This is a genomic window from Erythrobacter sp. JB3-1, assembly GCF_057364995.1.
Window position 1 is genome coordinate 1,591,155 of the sequence record NZ_CP200289.1, and the last position, 24,224, is coordinate 1,615,378.

Annotated in this window: 19 protein-coding genes and 2 tRNA genes; 16 read left to right on the forward strand and 5 right to left on the reverse strand. The window is 55.9% G+C overall.

Translation table 11 applies throughout. The annotated features are described in order from the left end of the window. Window positions 1-118 precede the first annotated feature (118 nt). The 3 genes from AC0V6M_RS07610 to AC0V6M_RS07620 form a co-directional block, all read right to left on the reverse strand. Window positions 119-625 (reverse strand): DUF427 domain-containing protein, encoded by a 507-nt coding sequence (locus AC0V6M_RS07610; protein ID WP_486138218.1) that lies wholly within the window; start codon window positions 623-625, stop codon window positions 119-121. 39 nt (window positions 626-664) lie between these two features. Next, a complete protein-coding gene (gene clpS / locus AC0V6M_RS07615) occupies window positions 665-1,072 on the reverse strand; it encodes an ATP-dependent Clp protease adapter ClpS (protein ID WP_486138219.1) in 408 nt (135 codons plus the stop codon). Between the two features lie 264 nt (window positions 1,073-1,336). Continuing rightward, window positions 1,337-1,777 (reverse strand): phasin family protein, encoded by a 441-nt coding sequence (locus AC0V6M_RS07620; protein ID WP_486138221.1) that lies wholly within the window; start codon window positions 1,775-1,777, stop codon window positions 1,337-1,339. Here AC0V6M_RS07620 and AC0V6M_RS07625 point away from each other — a divergent pair. Next, complete coding sequence (locus AC0V6M_RS07625; RefSeq protein ID WP_486138222.1) at window positions 1,776-2,276, forward strand: hypothetical protein; 501 nt, start codon at window positions 1,776-1,778, stop codon at window positions 2,274-2,276. The two genes, AC0V6M_RS07620 and AC0V6M_RS07625, sit on opposite strands and share 2 nt — an antisense overlap. Here the strand turns inward: AC0V6M_RS07625 and AC0V6M_RS07630 are convergent. Further along, a complete protein-coding gene (locus tag AC0V6M_RS07630) occupies window positions 2,273-4,225 on the reverse strand; it encodes a PHA/PHB synthase family protein (RefSeq protein WP_486138223.1) in 1,953 nt (650 codons plus the stop codon). The genes AC0V6M_RS07625 and AC0V6M_RS07630 overlap by 4 nt on opposite strands. Before the next feature lie 157 nt (window positions 4,226-4,382). On the opposite strand from AC0V6M_RS07630, the gene AC0V6M_RS07635 reads away from it, so the two are divergent. The 4 genes from AC0V6M_RS07635 to AC0V6M_RS07650 all read left to right on the forward strand — a co-directional run bounded on the left by AC0V6M_RS07635 (window position 4,383) and on the right by AC0V6M_RS07650 (window position 7,817). After that, entirely contained in the window at window positions 4,383-5,582 is a 1,200-nt protein-coding gene (locus tag AC0V6M_RS07635; protein WP_486138224.1) for an LL-diaminopimelate aminotransferase, read from the forward strand. Window positions 5,583-5,682: 100 nt separating this feature from the next. Beyond that, window positions 5,683-6,141, forward strand: coding sequence for a helix-turn-helix domain-containing protein (locus tag AC0V6M_RS07640; RefSeq protein WP_486138225.1), 459 nt, complete (start codon window positions 5,683-5,685; stop codon window positions 6,139-6,141). A gap of 309 nt (window positions 6,142-6,450) precedes the next feature. Next, entirely contained in the window at window positions 6,451-6,900 is a 450-nt protein-coding gene (locus tag AC0V6M_RS07645; RefSeq protein ID WP_486138226.1) for a winged helix-turn-helix domain-containing protein, read from the forward strand. A 98-nt stretch (window positions 6,901-6,998) separates the two neighbouring features. After that, window positions 6,999-7,817 (forward strand): crotonase/enoyl-CoA hydratase family protein, encoded by an 819-nt coding sequence (locus tag AC0V6M_RS07650; RefSeq protein WP_486138227.1) that lies wholly within the window; start codon window positions 6,999-7,001, stop codon window positions 7,815-7,817. Window positions 7,818-7,847: 30 nt separating this feature from the next. On the opposite strand, the gene AC0V6M_RS07655 is transcribed toward AC0V6M_RS07650, so the two are convergent. Continuing rightward, a complete protein-coding gene (locus AC0V6M_RS07655) occupies window positions 7,848-8,627 on the reverse strand; it encodes a thioesterase family protein (protein WP_486138228.1) in 780 nt (259 codons plus the stop codon). A gap of 149 nt (window positions 8,628-8,776) precedes the next feature. Here AC0V6M_RS07655 and AC0V6M_RS07660 point away from each other — a divergent pair. The 11 genes from AC0V6M_RS07660 to AC0V6M_RS07710 all read left to right on the forward strand — a co-directional run bounded on the left by AC0V6M_RS07660 (window position 8,777) and on the right by AC0V6M_RS07710 (window position 24,174). Beyond that, a tRNA-Cys gene (locus AC0V6M_RS07660) sits at window positions 8,777-8,850 on the forward strand. Window positions 8,851-8,904: 54 nt separating this feature from the next. After that, window positions 8,905-8,980, forward strand: a tRNA-Thr gene (locus AC0V6M_RS07665). 352 nt (window positions 8,981-9,332) lie between these two features. Continuing rightward, the gene (locus AC0V6M_RS07670; protein ID WP_486138229.1) at window positions 9,333-11,405 is read left to right on the forward strand and encodes a TonB-dependent receptor domain-containing protein; all 2,073 of its coding nucleotides are present in this window, start codon (window positions 9,333-9,335) and stop codon (window positions 11,403-11,405) included. A gap of 674 nt (window positions 11,406-12,079) precedes the next feature. Further along, window positions 12,080-15,223, forward strand: coding sequence for a TonB-dependent receptor (locus AC0V6M_RS07675; protein ID WP_486138230.1), 3,144 nt, complete (start codon window positions 12,080-12,082; stop codon window positions 15,221-15,223). Between the two features lie 127 nt (window positions 15,224-15,350). Further along, complete coding sequence (locus AC0V6M_RS07680; RefSeq protein WP_486138231.1) at window positions 15,351-16,091, forward strand: FadR/GntR family transcriptional regulator; 741 nt, start codon at window positions 15,351-15,353, stop codon at window positions 16,089-16,091. A gap of 139 nt (window positions 16,092-16,230) precedes the next feature. Next, entirely contained in the window at window positions 16,231-18,471 is a 2,241-nt protein-coding gene (locus AC0V6M_RS07685) for a polysaccharide lyase 6 family protein (RefSeq protein ID WP_486138232.1), read from the forward strand. Continuing rightward, window positions 18,468-20,666, forward strand: coding sequence for an alginate lyase family protein (locus AC0V6M_RS07690; RefSeq protein WP_486138233.1), 2,199 nt, complete (start codon window positions 18,468-18,470; stop codon window positions 20,664-20,666). Before AC0V6M_RS07685 ends, AC0V6M_RS07690 begins: the two co-directional genes overlap by 4 nt. 14 nt (window positions 20,667-20,680) lie before the next feature. Continuing rightward, window positions 20,681-21,103, forward strand: a complete 423-nt coding sequence (locus AC0V6M_RS07695) for a cupin domain-containing protein (protein WP_486138234.1) — start codon at window positions 20,681-20,683, stop codon at window positions 21,101-21,103. Further along, the gene (locus tag AC0V6M_RS07700) at window positions 21,033-22,307 is read left to right on the forward strand and encodes an MFS transporter (RefSeq protein ID WP_486138235.1); all 1,275 of its coding nucleotides are present in this window, start codon (window positions 21,033-21,035) and stop codon (window positions 22,305-22,307) included. Before AC0V6M_RS07695 ends, AC0V6M_RS07700 begins: the two co-directional genes overlap by 71 nt. A gap of 38 nt (window positions 22,308-22,345) precedes the next feature. Further along, window positions 22,346-23,098 carry an SDR family NAD(P)-dependent oxidoreductase gene (locus tag AC0V6M_RS07705; protein WP_486138236.1) on the forward strand — a complete coding sequence of 251 codons (753 nt, stop codon included), beginning with the start codon at window positions 22,346-22,348 and terminating at the stop codon, window positions 23,096-23,098. 44 nt (window positions 23,099-23,142) lie between these two features. Next, window positions 23,143-24,174 carry a PfkB family carbohydrate kinase gene (locus AC0V6M_RS07710; RefSeq protein ID WP_486138237.1) on the forward strand — a complete coding sequence of 344 codons (1,032 nt, stop codon included), beginning with the start codon at window positions 23,143-23,145 and terminating at the stop codon, window positions 24,172-24,174. The last annotated feature ends 50 nt before the right edge of the window (window positions 24,175-24,224 follow it).

A 24,224-nucleotide genomic window follows, 5' to 3' on the forward strand; every position in this document is an offset into this window, starting at 1 on the left:
ATCAAGGCCCATAGCGAGGTTTTTCACCCGGGTCATCTGCCGTATGCCTAAGCGCGGTGGATGTATGGTTTCTGACTGGACGGTGGCGGTTGCGCGGACTGCTGCAATAAAGGCAGGCTCACCAAAAGCGGCTACCGGGGATGCCTTTGAACGGGCCCGCCTCATATTGACTGATCCAGCCGCCATAAAATCCGCCGGGCTGCGGCGTGATCTGTTCGCCATCGACCAGGCATTGGTCGAAGAAGTCGGGATAGAATGCAAGGTAGCCAGCAATTGTCTCAAATGCGGGCCTGGGCGAGGGGTAAGACCACGCCGCCGCCTCCAAGCGCTCATCGCCGATGGCGACATCCCAGTAGTTCGCTTGCCCCTTCCACTCGCATAGAGAGCGGCGCGGATTGGGGCTGAAATGCTCCATCGCAATGTCTGCTTGCGGCAGATAATAGGTCGGCGGGTGACTGGTCTCGAGCGTGCGAAACGCGGTTATCGTATCGGCCAATGTGACGCCGCGATGCATGATAGCGATCCGGCGGGTGGTTGGCTCGGCAATCGCCGGGCGCGGGTAATCCCACACGCTTTCCTGATTTTCGCCGACAGGATCGGGCTGCGGATGGTGGGGCTGCCGCACTGGCTTAGCGGGCCGCGCGTCTAAAGGTCTGCGCAGAACTCACGCTTTTTCGAGTGTGCATTGCAGCGGGTGCTGGTTCTGCTTGGCAAAATCCATCACCTGATTGACCTTCGTCTCGGCGACTTCATAGGGGAAGATCCCGCACAAGCCGACGCCCTTTTGATGGACATGCAGCATCACGCGCGTCGCCTGCTCCAAATCCATCGAGAAGAACCGCTTCAGCACCATCACCACAAATTCCATCGGGGTGTAGTCATCATTCAGCAACAGCACTTTGTACTGACTGGGCTTTTTCGGTTTTGTGCGGGTCTTGGTCGCGACACCAACTTCGCTGTCCGACCCATCATCGCAGTCATTGCCGTCTGCACCGTCATGGCCAGCCGACAATGGCGGCAGCCATAAAGGTGTGGTCGCATCGCTGTGGGTGAGAAGCAGAGTGTCAGTCATCATGGTGTGCAATATCGGAAAGGTTGGCCCATCTGCAAGATGCCATGCGCAACCTTAAGGTTTTACCAAGGCGATTTGCCTGATTGCAGCGCAGTTTCGGCGTATTCGCGGTGCTGGCTTGCCAATTATTGGTCCAAAAACAAAGGGGCCAGACAAACCATAATGGTCTATCCGGCCCTGCGCTTTCGCGCGTTTTCGAGAGCCAGTTGGGAGAGTGGAGAGGCCGGCTCTGAAAAGCTCTGTATTCAAATTCGAATATTCGGATTAGGCAGCCTTCGAGACTTTCTCAGTAGCTACGCTAACGCGGTTCGAAATTGGTGCGAATGCTTCGTTGTAAAGCTTCACCCATGCTTCTGTGCTCTTGGAGCCGTAAGACACAACCGCGTCAAAGTTGCGACGAGCCAATTCGCCTTGCATCTGGACCAGTTCGGTTGGTGACTTAACGGAAACCATTTTCTTCACGTCTGCGGTGACGGTTTCAACAACGGTCTTGCCGGTTTCGACTTGCTCACGGCCCATGTCTTGCATGCCAGCGAACAGGATCTTGCCTGATTCAACGACGGCATCGACGTTGGCTTTGTTGAAATCGCCAACTTCGCTTGCGAGCTCAGTGCCCTTAGCAGCGGCGGTCTTCACGCGGGTCTGTACGTCAGCAGCCAATTCCTTGGCAGTCGCAGTGATATCGGTGTTCTTGGCAGTGGCCATGATCGTATCCTTCAGTTTGATGACTGGATTGGTGTCTGTGGTCTTCGCTGCGGCTTTTGTTGGTGCCTTCTTTGCAGCAGGCTTCTTCGCAGCGGTCTTTTTAGCAGCAACCTTCTTTGGGGCTGCCTTGCGCGCCGCTGGCTTCTTCTTTGCAGCGGCTTTCTTGGCGACTGCCTTCTTCTTGGCAGGTGCCTTTTTAGCGGCGGTCTTCTTAGCAGCAGGAGCTGCGACCGCTTTTTTCACGGCGGCTGCCTTTGCGGCAGGCTTCGGCGCGTCGGCGTCGACTGCTTTTTCTACAGCCTTTTCACTTACAGTTTTCTGTGTAGCAGCTTCGGCATATGCCTTCTCAGCAGCAGCATCAATCTTAGATGGGGCGTTGGTAGCCATAATAACCTCGCTTTATGTTGCACTGCACAAAATAGTGATTGCAACTGCGAAGTCAAGCATTTTTTGTGCAGTGCACAATAAGCGACTAAATGGCTTTAAAACAGATATTTAGCGGGTTTTGACATAGCGTCCCGGTGCATCTTCGATGACCGTGTCACCGCGCCCGCCGGGCTTGCGCTTGCCTTTTACGGGTACTTTTTCCGGCGCCTGCTGCTCCAGCCAGTTGTGCCAATGCGGCCACCAGCCGCCCGGATGCTCTTCTGCGCTCTCGACAAAGGCTTTGAGTGAACCCGCTTTGCTATCGCCCAGCCAATATTGGTATTTGCGCGCCGCTGGTGGGTTCACCACGCCCGCGATATGGCCGGAGCCTGCGAGCAGGAATTCCAGCGGGCCGCTGAAATGCTCGGTCAGGCGCCACACGCTTTCCGCAGGCGCGATGTGATCCTCTTTGCCCGCCTGGACGAAACTGGGCGTTTTTACCTGCGTCAGATCAATCGGCGTGCCGTCCGCTGATAGGGCGTTGGGCACCACCAGTCTGTTGTCGCGGTAAAGATCGCGCAGGTAATCATTGTGCCATTTGGACGGCAGATTGGTGACATCTCCGTTCCAATGCAGCAGGTCAAAGGCAGGATAGTCCTCGCCGAGCAGGTAATTGTTGACGACGTAGTTCCAGATCAGATCCTTGCCGCGCAGCGCGTTGAACGTCGCGGCGAGATAACGCCCATCAAGATAGCCCTTGGGTGAGAGCGTATCGATCATCTCCAAATGGCTCTCTTTGATAAAGTGCTTAAGCTCACCGCTTTTCTCAAAGTCCACTTGCGCGGTGAAGAATGTCGCTGACTTGACCTTATCCGCCTCGCCCCGGCGTTCCAGCATCGCCAATGTCGCGGCCAGCGTTGTGCCCGCCACGCAGTAACCGATCGCGTGCACGGCGGGAACGGACAGGCGCTCTCTTACCAAATCAATCGCCTGCATCTGCGAGCGGATGTAATCGTCCCACACAACCTCGCCCATGCTTTCATCAGCAGACTTCCAGCTGACAACAAACACCGTGATGCCCTGATCGACGGCCCATTTGATGAAGCTCTTCTCCGGCGTCAGATCGAGGATATAAAACCGGTTGATCCACGGCGGGAAGATCACCAGCGGCACGTCATAGACGTCTTTCGTTGATGGACTGTATTGAATCAGTTGAAACAGTTCGGTTTCATGCACGACCTTGCCGGGGCTCGCCGCCAAGTTCTCGCCCAGAGTAAAGGCGTTGGCGTCGGTATGGGTGAGCTGGCCGCGTTTGAGATCGGTGATGAGGTGCTTCATCCCGCGCACCAGATTTTGCCCGCGTGTCTCAACCGTGCGTTTCATCACAACGGGGTTGGTGAGCAGGAAATTGTCCGGGCTCATCGCCTCCGCCAAAGTGGTGACTGCGAATTCCAATTGGCGGCGTTTTTCCTTGTCGACGCCTTTCATTGATTTGACGGAAGTTTGGAAATGCTCCGCCAGCATCAGATAGGTTTGGTGCAGCAGCGCAAAGGCGGGATGCTCGCTCCACGCTGGATCGGCAAAGCGGCGGTCTTTGCGCGGCAGTTGCAGCTCGCCTTCAGAGGCGTCCGCGCCGTCGCCTGCCATAGGGGCAACGAAGCGGCCGAGCACGCCCTGCCACAATTGCAGCGATTCCTGCGCTAGCTTGGCCGGGGCCTCCAGCGGATTGATCGGCGCTTGTTTTAGCAGGCTTTGCGTCATCAGCATCCACTGCGCCGGGTCCAGCGGGTTGCTGCCTTGGGGCACCTGCTTTGCAGTTTCACTGGCTTGATAGGCGGCAAACTCGAGCCACATCTTTTGCAGCTCTGCACTGGCTTTGCCCCATTCGGCGAGTTCGCCGGCGGAGGGCACTTTGCCAAAAAAGTCGCTGGCTGCCTCACTGCCATCGCTGTCTGCGCCGGGCGCACCGCCACCAGCCCCTTGCGAAAACATCTCTTTCATTGCTTCGCCTTGCATGTCGAAAAAGGCGCGGAATGGCTCACCGCCTCCCAGTAATGGGTTGGTGGGATCATCTTTTGACATGGCCGTTTGTGCTCCGTTTACCCTACCCAATACACGGGGTTTTTCGAGGTTCCCCAGCAGAATAGCGAAATTGCCTTCCCACTTCGACTGTTAATCGCCTAAACTGATTCGTGCGCCTTTTGCTATGATGATTGCGCAAAACTGGGTAGGAATCGCAATGAACGACCAATTTTACCGTATGAAGCGGCTGCCACCGTACGTAATCGCCGAAGTTAACGCGATGCGTCACGAGGCGCGCTCGGCGGGTAAAGACATTATTGATTTGGGCATGGGCAATCCCGATCAGCCTCCGCCCCAGCACGTAATCGACAAATTGTGCGAAGTTGCCGCGAAACCCAACGCGCATGGCTATTCGCAGTCAAAGGGCATTCCGGGCCTGCGCAAGGCTCAGGCGAATTATTATGGCCGCCGCTTTGGGGTCGATCTTGATCCAGAGAGCGAAGTCGTAGTCACCATGGGCTCCAAAGAGGGGCTGGGCAGCCTCGCAAATGCGATCACTGCGCCGGGTGACGTGGTGCTGGCGCCCAATCCATCCTATCCAATCCACACCTTTGGTTTCATCATTGCCGGCGCGACGATCCGCGCGATCCCGACGACGCCGGACGAGGGTTATTGGCGCTCGCTCGAAAGCGCGATGAACTTCACCGTCCCGCGCCCCAGCGTGCTGGTGGTGAGCTATCCTTCCAACCCAACCGCTGAAGTCGTTGACCTCGCGTTTTACGAGCGGCTTGTCGCCTGGGCGCGCGAGAACAAGGTGTGGATCTTGTCCGACCTTGCCTATTCAGAGCTTTATTATGACGGCAACCCAACACCTTCGATCATGCAGGTGAAGGGAGCGAAAGACGTCGCGGTAGAATTTACCAGCATGTCCAAGACCTATTCGATGGCTGGCTGGCGGATGGGCTTTGCGGTCGGCAATAAGCAACTGATCGCCGCTTTGACCCGGGTGAAGTCCTATCTTGATTACGGCGCCTTTACGCCGATCCAGGCGGCGGCCTGCGCGGCTCTCAATGGCCCGCAGGACATCGTCGAGAGCAATCGCAACCTCTATCGCAAACGCCGCGATGTGATGGTGGAGGCGTTTGGCCGTGCGGGGTGGGATATTCCATCCCCCTCGGCTTCGATGTTTGCTTGGGCCCCTTTGCCGCCAGCGCTGGCGGAAATGGGCAGTCTTGAGTTTTCGAAGAAACTGCTGACCGAGGCCGAAGTCGCTGTCGCACCAGGTGTTGGTTACGGTGAGGAAGGTGAAGGATTCGTTCGTATTGCGATGGTCGAAAATGAGCAGAGGCTGCGGCAAGCGGCTCGAAACATTAAGAAATATTTTGCCTCACTTGGTCTCAACACTGGCGCATCTTAAGAATGATTATGGGTCGGAGCAGAATTATTACGCTTGGTTCGGAGCGGAACGGCTTGGCGAGCGTTGTTCGTATGAGCACTGCTGAGTTAGGGAGGGGCATATGCCACCCGCCGACCAAAGGCCATTAACCGACCGGCAGCGTGACGTGATCGAGCGGATTGATCGGCGTGTGCCGATCAAGGTTATCGCCCAAGAGCTCGGCGTTTCGGAGACCCGGATCAACCAACATATCAGGGCGCTGAAAGACGTCTATGAAGCCGGCAGCCTGAACGAGCTGGTTGAGAAGTATCGCGCCATAAAGCCTAAGAACTCTGAAGCGGTGCAGGCTAAGGCAAGCCCTGAAATGCGGCCATTTATTGGTCCCGTTCAATTTCCCGAACAATTGGGTTTTCCCGGAGCTGGCAAGTATAAGGTTTCACTCGGGCTTTTCGATGGGCGCTATGGTGTGCTCGCTCGCCTGGCCGCGGTTGTGGGGATCGCCTTTGGCGTTCTTTTGGCTGTAATTTTGGCTCTCAACGCCGCGCAAGCACTCAGCGATGTCATGGACGTTGGATTCTAATGTTGAGTTACTCGATTGCTATTCGAAGTTCCGACTAGTTTGGAGCATGCTACACTGTGCGGTTATAGTAGAATGGTCATTATCTTGTGAAGAATACTGCATATTCATTTATATCTAAGTGATTGAATGAAATAGGATTTGAAGAATAATCAATTGAAAGTGGGAACGAATTGATCTCATGTTCCTTTTAGATGCATAAAATTGAACACATCAGGAAATGGTTGATGGCGTTTACACTTCGCCTTTGCCGTGCGCTCACCCAACCACGCGTGACCGTGCGATACATCCTACTGCATCGTGGAGGGGGCCGTGAGCTCGATCGCAGCCTATAATTTGGTGCCTGATGGCGACGCGCTGATCCCGCGGTTTCGGGAAGCAGGTGACCTCACGCTGGACTTATTCCACCGCGATGGACGCGTAGAGGATCGCTGGCTGGGCCTACATCCGCGTGAATTTGAGCTGCTTTGGCGGCTTGCCGAAGAGCCGCGAGTGACATTATCGCGCGAGCAATTGCTCGCCGATGTTTGGCGCATAATGTACGAGCCAGAGACCAACAGCGTCGCCGTTCACGTCGCGCGTGTCCGGGCTAAACTGGCTGGCTTCGATCTGGCGCATATTTTGGTGACGGATGATAACGGTGGCTATTTTCTCGATGTCCCCGCCGATCCGGGCGTGTTTAAGTTTTCCAAAGAGACAGCCGAGCCCGCTGAAGCCGAGGTCGAAAGCCAGGACGAAAGCGAAGTCAGCGACAAACGCTAAGGCTTATCTGGACTCGAGGGGCGCCTTGCGGCAGTCTTTTCACAGATGAGGCGGAATGCCCTGCCTAAGCCACGTCCAAGGCCATGAGGGAAAAGACAATGTCCGAAGCTGCTGTAATGACTTCCAATGATCGCATTGCGATTGAACTTGGTGATGATGGGGTGGCGCAGGTGCGTTTTACCCGCGGCGACAAAATGAATGCGCTTGATCCAGAGATGTTTCAGCGGATCATTGAGGCCAGCAGCCAGTTGCAGCGGATGAAGGGCCTTCGGGCGGTTGTTCTTTCGGGCGAAGGCCGCGCGTTTTGTGCCGGGCTCGACCTATCCAATTTCTCGCGCAAGCCCAGTCCTGATGAGCCGGAGCTGACCGAGCGGACCTATGGCAATGCCAACAAGTTTCAGCAGGTGGCGATGCAATGGCGCAAGCTGCCGGTGCCAGTGATCGCGGCGGTCCACGGCGTGTGCTTTGGCGGCGGCCTGCAAATTGCCAGCGGGGCGGATATGCGCGTGGTTCACCCCGATACGCGCATGGCCATCATGGAGATGAAATGGGGGTTGGTGCCGGACATGGGCGGCTATGCCTTGTGGCGGGGGCTGGTCCGCGACGATGTTCTGCGCGAACTGATCTACACCAATCGCGAGTTTTCTGGGGCGGAGGCGCATGAGCTTGGCCTCGCTACCCACGTTGACGAGGATCCGGTTGCGCGCGCTACTCTGATCGCGAGCGAGATTGCGGGTCGCAATCCCCATGCGATTCGCGCGGCCAAGCGTCTGCAAGCGGGCATGTTGGAAAGCGACACCGATACGATCCTTATGGAGGAAAGCATCGAGCAGCACGGGATCATGCGCACCAAAAATCAGGTTGAGGCAGTGATGGCCGGCATGGAAAAACGCAAAGCCAATTTCGATGACGTTTGAGGTTGGCGGCGGCTTAACCCGCCTCCTTCGCTAGCCAAACACGGCGACGCATTGCAGCCCGTCGAGCATCTGTCGGCCTTCGCTGTTCCACATCCGCAGGCGCTCTGAGGAATAGCCGTTGTCGGCGTGCTGGCTGGCGTTTTCGGCCAGATACCAACCATCAGAATTGCTCGCCTCTGGCTCCAGCACATTGAAAGACCAGTTGATCGAGCTGATCGGCCCCATACGCTGCATAATCCGCATCGCGCCAGGCGGCATCACATCCCCCATCAGCACCAATTGACTGACCGTATCGAGGCTGTGGTCTTCGGTCAGCCGGGCCCACCGGCGCACGGTCGCGCCTTGGTCTTCGCCTTTGGCTTGGCCAAAGCGTACATCGAAACTGTTCTGGATGAAGGCCGGCGCCTGCCCAGTCATGGCCTGCGCGGCTTTTTCTGGCGCGCCGGGCCAATTGTCGGGCGAGCTGGAGGGGCGCTGGGCATTGGGATCGCGGCTGGTGCCGAACAGCCAGAACCCCGTTAGCGCCACCTTTCCGTCGCTCAAAATCTCGCTGCGCACCTGAGTGACATTGCGCCCCTGACGGACGATTTCCGCCTTTAGCTCAACCTCTTCGCCAATCGGCGCAACAAAGCCGATTTGCGCGGCCCTCAGCGGTGGCAGATCAGGAAAAGCGCGCACCGCCATAGTGTATCCCACCAGCGCCGATGCGCCGCCATATAGGGTACGCCCCTGCATCCAGTCGCTGGCATGTTCCAAGCGGGCGGGGCCGGGCTTGCCGGTGATCGGTTCAAGAAGGCTGGCAATAGTCATGGCGCTCATCTGTGCCGCGCGAAAGCGGCTGCGTCCAGATTGCCCTTACGGAAAGTCGATGGCTTTGCATTAGGGGCACAAGGCGCATTGCCTTTGCCTCCACGAATCGCTAGTGCGCGCGCTCCGCAGGTCGTAAGATCAAAAGGGTTGGCCCGATGGCGGAGTGGTGACGCAGCGGATTGCAAATCCGTGTACGCCGGTTCGATTCCGGCTCGGGCCTCCATCTTTCTCTTGGAAAGATGCACATTCGGGTGGTTCACCACTATCACCCGCCGGCGCCGCTTTAGCTCAGGTGGTAGAGCACATCATTCGTAATGATGGGGTCAGAGGTTCGAGTCCTCTAAGCGGCACCACCACTTTAGTTTTATAACAATTCAAGATGCGTTTGCGCAAAATATGTGTGCTTTGCATCTTTAGTTGAGTAACGCTGGACTAGCGACCAATCTCCACAAAAACACTCGCAAATTCCTCTAAAACCACGCCTATTGGCTGTGAAGCGCTGTGCCAAGTTAAGCCTGCTCGAGTCACTATACCAAATTGGTGTGACAGAGTATCGGCCAAAGGCTTGTCCAATCGGGCGGCATCAGTTCATGTCAATATAAACTCGAAGCCAATAACCAGAAGAATTCATGGGAGAGAGTTATGGGTTATCGGCTTGCCGCCGAGGGGCGGTCTTCAAAAAAAATCACAGCTTTTGCAGGTTTGATGGCTGGTTCAGCGATCATCGCTTGGGTTGAGGCTATCAAGGCTCCAACCGCAGACACGATTGAGGGCTCTGTTGGCGGTACGGTCAATCTGCGCACCATCCGCCCGCTCGATATCTCTGACCGCATCTTGAGCTTCCGTCCGCGCGTCGAGCGCGATAACCTGATCACTGCAGGCCAAGCCGTCACCGCAGCGGGTGCTGCTGGTCCGGATTTCCCCTTTCTCAACATTCAGTTCCTCAATCAGGAGCTTGAGAACTTTGAGTTTGAGACAATCAACTTTGCTGGCTCTCTGGAATGGGGGCCGAGCGACAATTTGATGTTCTTCTTCGACACGATCTATAACGATCAGGAGCGTCGTCAGGATAGCTCGCGTATTCAGGCCTCTGGTGTGAGCGCGGTCGACACTGTCAACGTCCCCGATGGTTTTGAGACTGTCAATTTCGGATCGCTCGATGGTGTTGCCCCGGGTAGCATTGAGGCGGCTCTGTTTGGCACAATTCAGCCAAACCTCGCGCAAGATGATGATGATCCGAACCTGCGCTTTTCCAGTGATACCGGCGCACGGGTTACTAAGAGTGAGCTCTATCGCTTCAGCACCGAGTTCGAAACCGGCCGCCTTAACACGCGGGTGGAATTGTCTCGCTCTACTTCGGATTCCTCGAGCCCGAGTTTGAGCACCACGCTCAACTTCATCAACCCCAATCCGCTAACTCCGCTCGACGGAAGCAGCAACGATAACAGCGTTCCGTTCATCTATGATCTGCGCAATGGAGCGCTGACATTCGGGATTGATTTTGCTTCTCCCTTTGCGCCGACCGTTGAGCAATTGCTCGACCCGGCCAACACGGTTCTCGATGCGGTTACGAACAGCAACGACCGCACGCAGAATAAAGAAGACGCATTCCGAATCGACACTACGCTTGATCTGGAAGATGTCATCGGCTTCATCGCATCGGTGGATGCGGGCTATCGCTACAATGACAGCTCAACCCAGTTTGACCAGCTGCGCTCTACCTTCGGCACGGGTGCAATTGCTAACAGTCCAAGTGGCTCAACGTTCGCGGATATTATCGTCCCTGGGCCAAACAATTTTGGCGCGTTCGACGGCCGTGAGCTGGCGTTCCGCAACTTTGTGTTGATTGACCCAGATCGCTCGTTCTCTGATCGCGAGGCAGTGTTTGCCCAATTGCAAGCCGCGCTTGATGCGACCCCGGGCGGGCAAGCGGCAATCGCCGGCGGTGGCCGCTTGCTAAGCGATCTTGATCCGGCTGCTTCTAGCAATCTGGCTGCATCGTTCCGCATCGAAGAACAAACGCATGCCTTCTATGCTCAGGCCAATTTCGAATTTGGTGTGGTTCGCGGCAATGTCGGCCTGCGCTGGGTCGATACTCAGATCGACTCTTTCGGCAATACGGTTGCAGGCGGGGTTGCTTCTCCGGTTACATCCTCAGGCAATTACAATGAGATTCTGCCGCGTGTGAATGTGATCGCTGATCTCACCGATGAGCTGGTGTTCCGCGCCAGTTACACTGAGGACATCAATCGTCCTGACTTTAGCGATCTATCGCCTTCAGTGTCATTCCCAACCGGGCCAAACAATGCTGCGGCATTGGGCAATCCGAACCTTGCGCCAGAGACGGTGCAGTCGTTTGACGCCTCGCTGTCGTGGTATTTTGCACCATCATCGCTGATCAACTTCGGCTTCTTCCATAAGGACCGCACGAACCTGTTCGTGACCCAAGTGGAGGATGCGGTTGAAGATGCAAACGGCTTCCGTGACATCACTGACCCATGTGAAGGTGGCGGTATTTTCAACCCGGTTCCGGATCGCAACGTTCTGTCGCCAGTGCCTGGCAACGGCTTGTGTGTGCCGCTACAAACTATCATCAACGATACGGCAAACACCACGCAAACCGGCGTTGAGATCGCGTTCCAATATGACCTCTCGCAATTTGAGGACACCTTGGGCTTCGCATCTGGCTATGGCATCCTTGCCAACTACACCCACCAAGACTTTGGTGGCGGCGAGGCGACCAACGAAAACTCGGGCCGCGGCGAAGATATCTTCTAGGCGATCAATCCAAACATCGTTGTACCAGTCACAGCGGTTCAAGGTCTGCTGGACTTCTCAGGGCATGCTTACAACGCGACGCTCTATTACGAGAAATATGGCATCTCGGCCCGCGCGCGCCACATGTGGCGTGACGCCTTCCGCACGCTCGATACGGCAGGTGGTGCGTCGCTCACTCGACGCTCGGTTTCCCCACGGTGACGGAGGCGCGGGGGCAGCTTAACGCCAGCATTACATACGATGTGACCGACTATCTGAACATTGGGGTAGAGGGCGTTAACTTGACGAAGTCCAAGATCGAGCAGCGCTGCGTGAACGAAGGGGCGCTCCTGTGCTTCCAAGGTCTGCCAGATCGCCGGATCACATTTGGTGCGACGCTGAAGCTGTAACGGCTGGGCTTACCAAAGCTTCTTTGGGCTGGACCGCAGATGCCACTCTTTATTGGCATCTGGACTGGCCAACGGGGGCAGCTTGCAGATCAACCTGAAGAAGGTGGTCTAGGCACAACAGGCGTCACCGTCTCCCCGGTGGCGCCTGATTTGCATGGTGTGGCCTGTATGCAACGCAACACAACTGGTATGACAGATAATTGCAAAATGGTCTGAACTAACGGTTGACATAGCGGTTCATCGTTCTAATTTCTTCGCACAACTTACAACCTTGGGAGGGGTATCTTGGCACTACGTGAGAACATCTCGCGCAGCTCACTGCGCACTTCATTTACAGTTGCAACACTGCTTGCGGGCACGGCTTTGGCTTCGGTTCCGGCAATCGCTCAGGACGCTGATGAGCCTGAAGTGGTTGAAGAGGGTGAAGGTGAGATCATCGTTTCCGGCATTCGGGCGACCATTCAGGGCTCGATTGAGGAAAAACGCAATTCCATCGAAGTGTTCGACGCGCTTTCCGCAGACGAGATTGGTGACATCCCGGCGCTCTCCATCGGTGAGGCGCTTGAAACGCTGACCGGCGCTGGTTCTCACCGTGAGCAAGGCGGCGCGACCGAGATCTCTATCCGCGGTCTTGGGCCTTTCCTGGGTTCTACTGTCATCAATGGCCGCATCGCTACCAACGGCAGCGGTGACCGCTCTGTTAACTTCAGTCAGTTCCCTTCCGAGCTTTTCAGCAAGGTTGGTATCTATAAAACGCAGGCGGCAAGCTACATTGAGGGCGGTGTGGCCGGTCAAATCGTTCTCGAGACCGTACGTCCGCTTGATTTTGGTAAGCAGCGCTTCCAAGGTCAGATCAAGGCGGAGATCAATCCGGATAACCTCGATATTGATGCGGATCAGCGTTTCAATAAATTTGGGTACCGTGGTTCGCTCAGCTATATCGACCAGTTCACTCTGGGGGATGCTGAACTCGGCATTTCACTCGGCTATGAGCGGCGCGATTCAAACAATCCTGAGCAAGAGGCGTTTGCTTCAAACACAATTCGTGCTTGCTCGTTTGATCCAGCGCTAGATGCTGAAAATGACGGCATTATCCACGAGGATAACTGCGATACCGACACGGGCGGTATCAATGCTCTTGGTGCTATTTTGGCTGGTGAGGAGCCGTTCGCGATTGCGCGCAACAGCTACGCATTCAGAACGAATATCACCGACGATAATCGTGATGCGTTCTTTGGCGCGGTGCAGTTCAAGCCGTCGCCTGACGTAGATATTAATGCGGACTTTCAATATTCGCGTCGTATTTTCCGCGAGCAGCGTAGTGACCTTAACTTCTCTGAAGGGCGGCGCATTACGCCGGACGGGGACCTCAACAACATCGGGGCTGATCTTGGCCTAGGCGATATTCTGGTGACCACAGATAGTGGTGCGCTTCGTCTGTTCACCAATGAGACGCGTATCGAGGCTGTCAGTGAGTATCTTGAGCGCGAAGAAGAGTATTACGGCGGTGGTCTGTCGGTAGAGGCGCAGGTCTCTGATCGTGTGAAGGTTTCGCTCGATGCTTCTTACTCGCGTACGCAGCGTATCGAAGAAGCTGTGCAGGTGCGTTTTCGTACCGAGGATGGCGAATCTATCTTCGGCAACACCGATGCGGACGGTAATCCATTTTTCCCGCTGGTGACCGAGGATAATGGCGACATCAACAATGACCGTGTTGAAACTCTAACTCAGATTTTCCAAAACGGGTCTCAGGGCTTGAACTTTATCGTTCAGAACTTTGATGTCACCGACCATAGTCTGTTTGCCAATGATCCTCGCGTGCGAGCTGATTTGGAGCAGGACCGCTTCAACGAAGTTTGGGCAGTTCGCGGTGATGTTGACTACGCGTTGGATGGGTTCTTTACGAACTTGATGGCTGGCGCGCGCTATCAGCAACTCACATACCGCGATGTCCCAGGTGCTGCTAATGGCACCAGCCGTTTCGAAGTGAACTTCGATGATGAAGACGGTGTGGGCGCTTTGGCTGTTGCCAACCAAGAGTGCCGGACGAGCTTCCCGACCACGGGCTTTTTGAGCTCTATTTCTGGCGGCAATGCTCTGATTACCAATGTCGATGACGCTGGTAATGTCATCGGGACTGCGAACAGCTTTGCTACGTTCGATGCACGTTGTATTGTGCAGGTCCTTGACCGCGAAGATCCGTCGGACCTCATCAATTTCGATGAGAATGGCAACGTCATTTTCCCAACGGGCGATTTTGACTCGATCCAGAATACCAATGTCGAAGAGCGCAGTTGGGCTGTCTATGCTCAAGCAAACTTCGACAGTGATCTGGGTAGCTTGCCTATTCGCGGTAATGTCGGCCTGCGTATCGTCGGCACAGACGTCCAGTCGACCGGTTTCCGCGGGACATTGACGGCTGTAACTGATCCGGATGACCTGACAATCTCCATTGTTGAAGACACCAGTTCTTTGCTGTCTGTCACCGGCGGTAATTCTTACACTGAGTTCCTGCCTAGCTTTAACCTAGTGGCAGACATTCAGCCAGATTTGCTGGGTCGGTTTGCGGTCTATCGTTCGCTGTCGCGTCCTGATCCATCCGATTTGAGTTTTGGCCGCTTCTTTACTGGTGCGACCGACGAAACGGATGATGTTACGTCGATTTCGGAATTGGTTGGTACGGCAACCGCAACAGGTAACCCGTTTATCGATCCACTGCTTTCGTGGAATGTCGATGTGGGCTTGGAATGGTATCCAAACGACGATACGATCCTTGCCTTTAATGCCTATTACAAGAGCTTTGATGGTGGTTTTGAAACCGTTGGACAGTTTGAGACTTTCAACGTCAGCGGAGAAAATATCGACGTCTTGGTCACCACTAACAATGTGAGTGAAGAGACCAGCCGGATCTTTGGCTTGGAGGTTACCGCAGCACACAGGTTTAGCTATCTTCCAGCGCCGTTCGATGGCCTCGGCTTTAAGCTGAGCTACAACTACGCTGACTCAAATTTTGAGTTCGAAGATGATACGCTTGGTGAAATTCTGGCGGTAGATGAGGTTACTGGCGAGACATTTGTCAGTCAGCCGGGAATCATTCCACCGACGAACCTGTTCGGCTTTTCCAAGCATGTTCTGTCTGCTCAGGCTTACTATGAGATCGGGCCATTCGACTTCCAGGGCGTGTACAAATACCGCAGCAGCTACTTCCAGCAGTTTGTTGGAACGCCGGGCCGCATTCGTAACGTTGAAGATGTCGAAGTCTTTGAGGCACGTGTATCGTTCGACTTGAACAGCAATGTTACCTTCACGCTTGAAGGTCTTAACCTGTTCAATGAGCCACGCACTGATTTCCGCGGTGCACCGGATGATCTTGGTCAGGTTCTTGTTTACGGACCGCGCTATTTCGCGGGCGTTCGTTTCAAGTTCTAAGCTTTGCCGGCCGCCGATAATTGGAGCAATAATTCGGCGGCCGGCACTCCAATTGCAATTAGGAAGGCATATCGACTAGGGAAATTGGTATAGAACTGTCCCGTCATTCGCGGAGTAACCAGCACCAATGAGCAGCAAAAGACTTTTTCAAGCCGTTGCGGAGCAAATCGCAGAGCTAATTGACGAGGGCGCATACCCGCCCGGAACTCGGTTGCCTGGGGAGCGTGAACTGGCTGAAAAGCTTGGTGTTAGCAGGGTGACCATTCGCGAAGCTGAGATCGCGCTGCAAGCCATTGGCAAGCTGGAGATTAAGACCGGTTCGGGCGTCTATGTCAGCGAGAATCCACCCGCTTTGGGGGATGCTCTACCGAATGCCAGTGCCTTTGAGGTCACTGAGGCGCGGTTGTTGGTCGAATCCGAATCTGCCGCGCTCGCTGCGCATAATATTTCGGACGAGGGTATCGCAAAGCTGGGCGTGCTCATTGAGCAAATGCGCCATGGCAGCGAAGACGAAGCGAATGAGGCGGATGAACAATTCCACCTGACCATCGCAGAGGCTTCGAACAACGCGGCTATGGTCCATACTATCACGTCATTGTGGCGGATGCGTCAGGAAATTCCTGCGGTTAAATCCACCTATGAAGCTGTATGTGTGCACGATGCGGAGTCGCGCACAGAGGAACACCGCGCTGTGTTCGATGCGCTAAAAGATCGCGATTCTGCGCGCGCGCGGGCAGCGATGCGAGAGCACTTCCACCGCCTGCTGGAGGCGATGCTTGAAGCCACCGAAAGGCAGGCCTTGGAAGAAGTGCAGCAGCAGGCCAATCAAAGCCGCGAGCGCTTTCTTGCTTCAGCCAAAATCGGCTAAACCAATTGGTATTACAAAAAATCTAAATCTAACATGCCAGATTGATTGACAGGCGTTCGACTCTCCTTATAGTCGCTAGCAATAAGAGGACGGGAGAGTATTGGGGATGTTGTCGAGGCTATGCCTTGTGGCTTGTGCTGTGTGCTTGGGATCAGTCCCTGCACTGTCAGAAAACCACTTTGTCCGAAATCAAAACGAATATGCCCATGCGCTCAAAGATATTGAGGCAGGCGATGTCATCATTCTGGCCAATGGCGAATGGCGCGACTTTGAGCTGGTGATCACCGGAAAGGGTAAGCCGGGCAAGCCCATTACCGTGATCTCTGAAGAGGCGGGCAAGGTATTCCTCACCGGCCAATCCAGTCTGCGCATTGGCGGCGAGCATATCCTGGTCACTGGCCTCGTTTTCAAAGACGGCTATAGCCCGCGCGGCGAGGTGATTTCGTTCCGCCGCACCAAACAGGACGTCTCCCGCAACAGCCGCGTCACCGAAGTTGTGATCGACAATTTCAGTAAGCCGGACCGGTACGAATCCGATTATTGGGTTGGCATTTACGGTTCCAACAACCGCTTCGATCACAACCACATGGTTGGCAAAACCAACAAGGGTGTGACCCTGGCGGTAAGGCTCGACAGCGAGGAGAGCCGCGAGAACGATCACCGGATCGAATACAATTACTTCGGCCCGCGCCCGGTTCTTGGATCGAATGGCGGTGAAACGCTGCGCATCGGAACCAGCAAATACTCGATGTTCAATTCCAACACATTGGTTGCCTACAATGTGTTCGATCGCACTGATGGAGAGGTGGAGATCATCTCGTCGAAGTCGGGCGGTAATACCTTTCGCGGCAATCTGTTTTTGCGCTCGCGCGGCACGCTGACGCTCAGGCATGGAGACAACAATGTCGTTGAGGGCAATGTCTTCATAGGTCGCGGCAAAGATTACACCGGCGGTATCCGCGTGATCAATCGCGGCCAGACGGTGCGCGGCAATTACATGGAGGGGCTGCGCGGAACGGCATTTTCCAGCGCGCTCGCGATTATGAACGGAGTGCCCAATTCGCCGGTCAATCGCTATGTCGAGGTCGAGGGCGCACGGATCGAGAACAACACGATCGTCGATAGTGCGCGGGTTGGTTTCAATGTCGGGGCGGATGAAGAGCGTTCGGCTGCGCCCAGCAATTCCACCTTTGCAAACAATCTGCTGAGCGGTCTTGATGGGCAGTCATTCCTTGAGGTCTACGACGATATCTCCGGCATTGCGTTCAGCGGCAACCGCGTTGTCCAAGGCGAAGTCGAAGAGCAATTGGCGGAGAAACTCGACCGCGCCCCGGTTGCAATGAAGCGCGCCGAAAACGGCTTGCTCTATCCTGCCGATCCAGAGCTGATGGCGCTGGGCGCGCCGCGCGATCTCAAGGTCGTAGCGCTCGATCAGGTTGGCGCGAAATGGTATCCAAAGCCGGGTGATGAGCTCGCGTTTGGTTCCTCTGGCCGCGTGATCGAGGTGCAGCCGGGCGAGGGAAGCCTCGCAGAGGCCGCAATGGCCGCGGAAGACGGCGATGTCTTGCGGCTGAGCAGCGGCGACTACACCGTCGATCGCTCTATTCCGGTTGGCAAAACAATCGCCATTCGCGGTGCATTTGATGAAGGTGCAGAGCCGCCACGTATCCTGTTCACGCGGCCATCTTTGATTGAGCTTCGCGAAGGCGGCAATCTGCAACTCAGCAATCTTGTGATTGATGGTGAGCTTGCCCCAGACTCGGTTGGCAATTCTGTCATCCGCACCACCACCTTCCCGATCCAATCGAACATGCGGATTGAGATGGACGGCGTGTCTGTACGCGGGTTGGTGGTGAACAAATCGTTCAATGTTCTGACCCTTGGCAAAAGCTCGCTCGCCGACCGCGTGACGATCCGCAACAGCAACTTTGCTGACATCACGGGTACGGTCGTCTCCGCCGCAGCGGAGACCGAGGATTTCGGGCAGTATAACGTCGAATATCTCGACATTACGAACAGCAATTTTGCCAATGTTGGCGGCTCGATTGCCGATGTCTATCGTGGTGGCCGTGACGAGAGCACGTTTGGCCCGTTCGTCAATATCTCCAGCAACAACCTGATGAACGTAGGCAGGGCCGTCACCAATGGCTCGGGAGCGGCGGTCAATTTGCACGGTGTGCAGATTGCCGATGTGTCCCGAAACGTGGTCGATGGATCTGCGCCGTTCCGAGTGGTTCACACAGTCGGCACGCCGAAGACCGCGATCACTGAGAACGCGTTTTCGAACACGCCTCAATTGGTTCTGGAAGAACTCAATTTTGAAGGCGACCACCGTGCCACGCTCACTGGCAATATCTTTGATGCAGGGGGCAGCGAATGAAGCGCGCCCTTTTCCTAGCCGCAGCTGTTGCTTGCACCACGCTATCGCAGCCGGCTTTTGCGGCTGCCCACGACGAGACCGCCGCGCTTGGGGGAGCTGCGGCGGTCTCGGACTTGCCGCCGCTTTACAGGGCCGAACTGGACCGTGCGCGCAGCTTCGTCGATCAAATGATGGAGCAAGGCGTGGTCTTGCCTCAGCCGAAGGATCCCGGCGGCGGCTACACCCACGAACAGCACAAGCGTAATTACAAGGCGATCTATCTCGCGGGGCAATTGTTTCAGATCACGGGCGAGCAAGCCTATGCTGATTACGCCCGCGATATGCTGCTTGGTTATGCGGACCTCTATCCAACGCTTGGCGAGCATCCAGCGCGGAAAAATCAGGGGCCTGGCCGGATTTTCTGGCAAGTGCTCAACGACGCTGTGTGGCTGGTGCACTCGGTTCAAGGTTACGGCGATATCCGCGACACGCTGAGCGATGCTGATCGTGAGCGGATCGATAATGACGTGTTCCGGCGCGCAGCCTATTTCCTATCGGTTGAATCGCAAGCGACCTTTGACCGCATTCATAATCATGCGACCTGGGCGACCGCTGGCGTCGGCATGACCGGTTATCTGCTCGGCGATCAGGATATGGTCGAACGCGCGCTTAAGGGCTCAGACAAGAGCGGCAAGGTCGGCTTTCTGCGTCAGACAGAGCTGCTGTTCTCGCCCGAGGGCTATTACAATGAGGGTCCATATTATCAGCGTTATGCGCTGATGCCGTTTATGGTCTTTGCCGACGCGATTGAGCGCAATGACCCCGAGCAAGGCATCTGGGAGCACCGCGACGGCATCCTGCTAAAGGCTCTGCGTACGACTGTGCAGCTCAGCTATGGCGGGTTCTTCTTCCCCTTCAATGATGCGATCCGCGATAAGAGTTTGAAGACCGATGAACTCTATCACGGGGTTGCCATTGCTTATGCGCAGACCGGTGATCCATCACTGCTGTCGATTGCCGAGTTTCAAAACCGCACAATCCTGAGCAAAAACGGACGTCTGGTGGCGCGCGATCTTGCCGCGGGTAAGGCCAAGCCATTCCCGTTCCGCTCCATGCTGTTCGGTGATGGGCCAGAGGGCGATGATGGCGCTCTGGCGATCCTGCGCCAAGGTCCGATGAACGCCAATGGCGAGCCATCAACCGTGCTGATCGCGAAGAATACTTCGCAAGGTCTGGGGCACGGCCATTTCGACAAGCTCGGTTGGCAGCTCTACGACAATGGCAATGAAGTGATCCGCGATTACGGCGCGGCGCGCTTCCTCAATATCGAGGCGAAAGAAGGCGGACGCTATCTGCCGGAAAACACCAGCTGGGCGAAATCCACCGTCGCGCACAACACTGTGGTCGTTGACCAGCGCAGCCATTTTGATGGCAAGGTAAAGATCGGCAATCAGAACGCGCCGACCCAGCTCTATTTCTCCGATACGCCCGGCCTGCAGGTTAGCAGTGCCAGTATCGATACCGCTTACGATGGTGTCACACTTACACGCACCATTGTGATGCCGGATATTCCCGGGCTCGAAGCTCCGATTGTGCTCGATTTGACGCGCGGCGAGAGCAGCGAACCGCATCTCTATGATCTGCCGCTGCATTACAGCGGGCACATTATTGAGCATGATCTTGCGGCGCGCAATTTTACGGCAGAGCGCCCGGTGCTGGGAGGGGCCAATGGCTATCAGCACATTTGGGCCGATGCGATTGCTGAAGAGCGTGATGGCAAGGGCGCGCTGACTTGGTTGCTCGATGGCCGGTTCTACACTTACCGTTTTGCTGCGGATGGAGCGCTCGACGTGGTGCTGGGTGAGAGCGGGGCGAATGACCCCAGTTTCAACCTGCGCCGAGAACCGTTGATCATGCTGCGCGCGAACCGTGCCGCTGGTTCTGTGAACATAGCTGCGCTGCTGGAAAGCCACGGCAGCTATGACGGTGCGGCGGAACAAACCGTTGCCAGTCGCAGCCGCATCGCCGACATGCAGCATGCTCACGTCGAGGGGAAAGACGTGGTCGAGATCACTCTTAAAAACGGACAGCGGTTCGCGATCGCTGTCTCACACAACGAAGATGCACAGGCGGCCCACTCGGTCGTTCTTGACGGAGAGACGATCGCATGGAGCGGGTTCGCCGCCGTGATCGCTCTCAAGGGAGAGGAAAGCTAGACATGGCAAGTGTGATGAACGCGGCAAGCCCGCCCTTTGTAGTCGCAAAGGATACACCCAAAGAGGATCTGGGAGATGGGATTTCCCGTCAGATTCTAGGCTATGGTCCAGAGATCATGATCGTTCGGGTGTGGTTTGATGAAGGCGCCGTGGGCCAGGTCCACGCGCACCCGCATAGCCAATCGAGCTATGTTGAAAGCGGTAAGTTCGAAGTGTTCATCGACGGCGAGAAGCGGGTGCTTGAGGCGGGTGACTGCTTCTATATCGCGCCGAATCTCGATCATGGTGCAGTGTGCCTGGATGCGGGTGTTCTGATCGACACATTCAGCCCGCTACGCGAAGATTTTTGGGTGAGGGGAACTGATCATGCTCAAAGGCAATTTGAGATATGTCATCGTTGTGCTCGTCGCTATTGCGACAGTTATCAACTACATTGACCGCGGTGCCCTTGGCTTCCTGTGGCCGGAAATTTCGCAAGAGCTTGAACTCACTGAGCTTGATTATGCGATCATCCTCAATGTCTTCACCTTCGCCTATGCGTTCGGGCAGTCGATCTTTGGCAAGATATTTGACTGGATCGGGACACGTCTGGGCTTTGTCCTCTCGATCGTCGTTTGGTCGGCCGCAACCATGCTGCATGCGGTCGCCACTGGACTGACCAGTTTTGCGATTTTCCGCGCATTGCTTGGTGTGTCGGAGGCGGGTAACTGGCCTGGCGCGACCAAAGCCAATGCCGAATGGTTTCCGATCAACGAGCGAGCGCTCGCGCAGGGTATCTTCAACTCAGGCGCCGCGATTGGCGGGATTGTCTCCGCACCAATCATTGGACTGCTATTCGTTTGGTTGGGCGGCTGGCAGGCGACCTTCGTTGCGATTGGCGCGCTTGGTTTCCTATGGCTGGCGCCGTGGCTGATCATCTACAAAAGCGGCCCCGATGCGCACCCATGGATCAGTGCCGAAGAACGAGAATATATCCTGACCGGACAGCGCAATGTCGAGACCAATGAGGTCGCTGACTACGCACCCGACACAGGCGAAATACTCAGCCGCAAGGAAAGCTGGGGCGTGATCATGGCCTCGTTCTTCCTCGATCCAATCTGGTGGCTGTTTGTGGGTTGGCTGCCGATTTACCTCTACAAAACATATGGGTTCGGCGTCGAAGAAATCGCCGTCTATGCTTGGATCCCTTATGTCGGTGCGATGTTCGGGGCATGGTTTGGCGGCTTGCTAGCAGGCAATCGGATCAAGGCCGGCTGGACAGTGAACCGGACACGTAAGACCGTGATTGCCCTTGGCGGAGTGATTATGCTCCTGTCATTGCTGGCAACCACTCAGGCGAGCACGCCGCTGTTCGCTGTTATGTTGATGGCCGTGATCTTGTTTGGTTTCCAAACCGCGGTTGGCAATATCCAGACGCTTCCGAGCGATTTCTACAGCGGCAAATCGGTTGGCTCGCTCGCCGGTTTTGCTGGGACAGCAGCGAAACTTGCTGTTGTTGGGCTCAATTTCTTGATCCCGGTCATCACCGTGAACAGCTACACACCGGCATTCGTTGTCGGGGCGGGCCTTGCGATCTTGACTGTGCTCTCGGTGCTTGTTCTGTGCCCAGACATTAAACCTCTCAAACCAAAGACGGCATAGCGCCGCTCTCTCCTCCCCAAAGATAGGACGAAAAAACGATGAAATTTGAAGGCAAAACTGCAATCGTCACCGGCGGCAGCCGCGATATTGGCCGCGCTGTTTGCGTGAAGCTCGGCAGCGAAGGCGCGAATGTTGTGGTGAACTACAACAGCAATGAGGCGGATGCAGATGCAACCGTATCCGCTGTTGAAGCCGCTGGCGGCAAAGCGATCAAAGTGAAGGCTGACGTGACCAAGCCTGCCGAAGTCGACGCGCTGATCGCGGCCGCAACCGCCGCCTTTGGCGATGCCATTCACATCCTCGTGAACAATGCAGGCGGCCTTGTCGCTCGTAAGAAGCTGGGCGAGATGGATGAAGAGTTCTTCAACTTCGTCATGCAGCTCAACACCACGTCGACTTTCCTCGCGTGTAAGGCCACTGTGCCTCACATGAGTGCGGGCGCGGCGATCATCAATCTTGCCAGCCTTGCAGGCCGCGATGGCGGCGGCGGCGGCGCGATTGCCTATGCCACGTCAAAAGGCGCTGTGATGACGATGACCCGCGGCCTTGCCAAAGAGCTTGGCCCAGACGGTATCCGTGTCAACGCGCTGTGTCCCGGCATGATCGCAACCAAGTTCCACGATGATTTCACGCCTGACGCAGCGCGTGAAAATGTCGCGAACTCCACCCCGCTTAAGCGTCAAGGCCGCGCGGAAGAAACCGCTGATCTTGTCGCTTACCTGGCATCGGAAGAAGCCTCCTTCATCACCGGTGCCAATATCGACATCAATGGCGGCCTCGCTTTCTCGTAAGCGGCCTTCCCCTTAAAATTCTCTAGGACTTGGATCTTCTCCCCATGACGCAATTTCTTTCATTTGGTGAGATCATGCTGCGGCTGAAAACGCCGGGGCATGAGCGCTTTTTTCAGTCGCCTGGTTTTGAGGCGACTTTTGGCGGCGGCGAGGCGAATGTCGCCGTGGCGCTGTCGAATTACGGCCTTGATGCCGGGTTCGTGAGCGCTTTGCCGGATAATGATATCGGCGAAAATGCGATCATGGAGCTGCGCAAGTTCGGTGTGGACACCGCGCATATCAGTCGCTCTGGCGACCGGGTTGGGATCTATTTCCTAGAGACGGGGTCCAATCAGCGCCCTTCCAAAGTGGTGTATGACCGGGCCAACTCCTCGATCTGCAACGCAGATATGGATGAATTTGACTGGCCGGTGATCTTCAAAGGGGCCAAATGGCTCCACATCACTGGGATCACCCCTGCGCTCAGCCAGTCTGCGGCTGACCTTTCGATGGCCTGCGTCAAGGCTGCGAAAGAGGCAGGCGTTACCGTCTCGTGCGACTTTAACTTCCGCGGCAAGCTGTGGAAGTATGGCAAGAGCGCGCCAGAGGTGATGCGCGAACTCGTCAAATATGTCGACGTCGGCATTGCGAACGAGGAAGACTGCCAAAAATCGCTCGACATCACCGTTGATGTGGATGTGGAAAGCGGCGAGCTGGATACCAAGAAGTATGAAGCGCTGGGCCAGAAGGTGCTCGACATCTACCCCAATATGCACACGATCGCGATCACTCTGCGTGAAAGCCTGAGCGCGGATCGCAACAATTGGTCAGCGTGCCTGCGCACGCGCGATGACGGGTTTATGCTGTCGAAGAAATACGCGCTGACCGATATCGTTGACCGCGTTGGCGGGGGCGACAGCTTTGCCTCGGCGCTGATCTATGGCCTCAACGCATATGAAGACCGCCAGCAAAGCCTGGAGTTTGCGGTTGCGGCCAGCGCGCTCAAGCACACGATCATGGGCGACTTTAACCGAGTGACTGTGCCTGAAGTTGAGAAACTCATGTCAGGTGACGGCTCAGGACGCGTGCAACGGTAAGTTCTGGCCGGTGTCAAACCCGGCCAGCTTACACACAGCGATGATTTGAC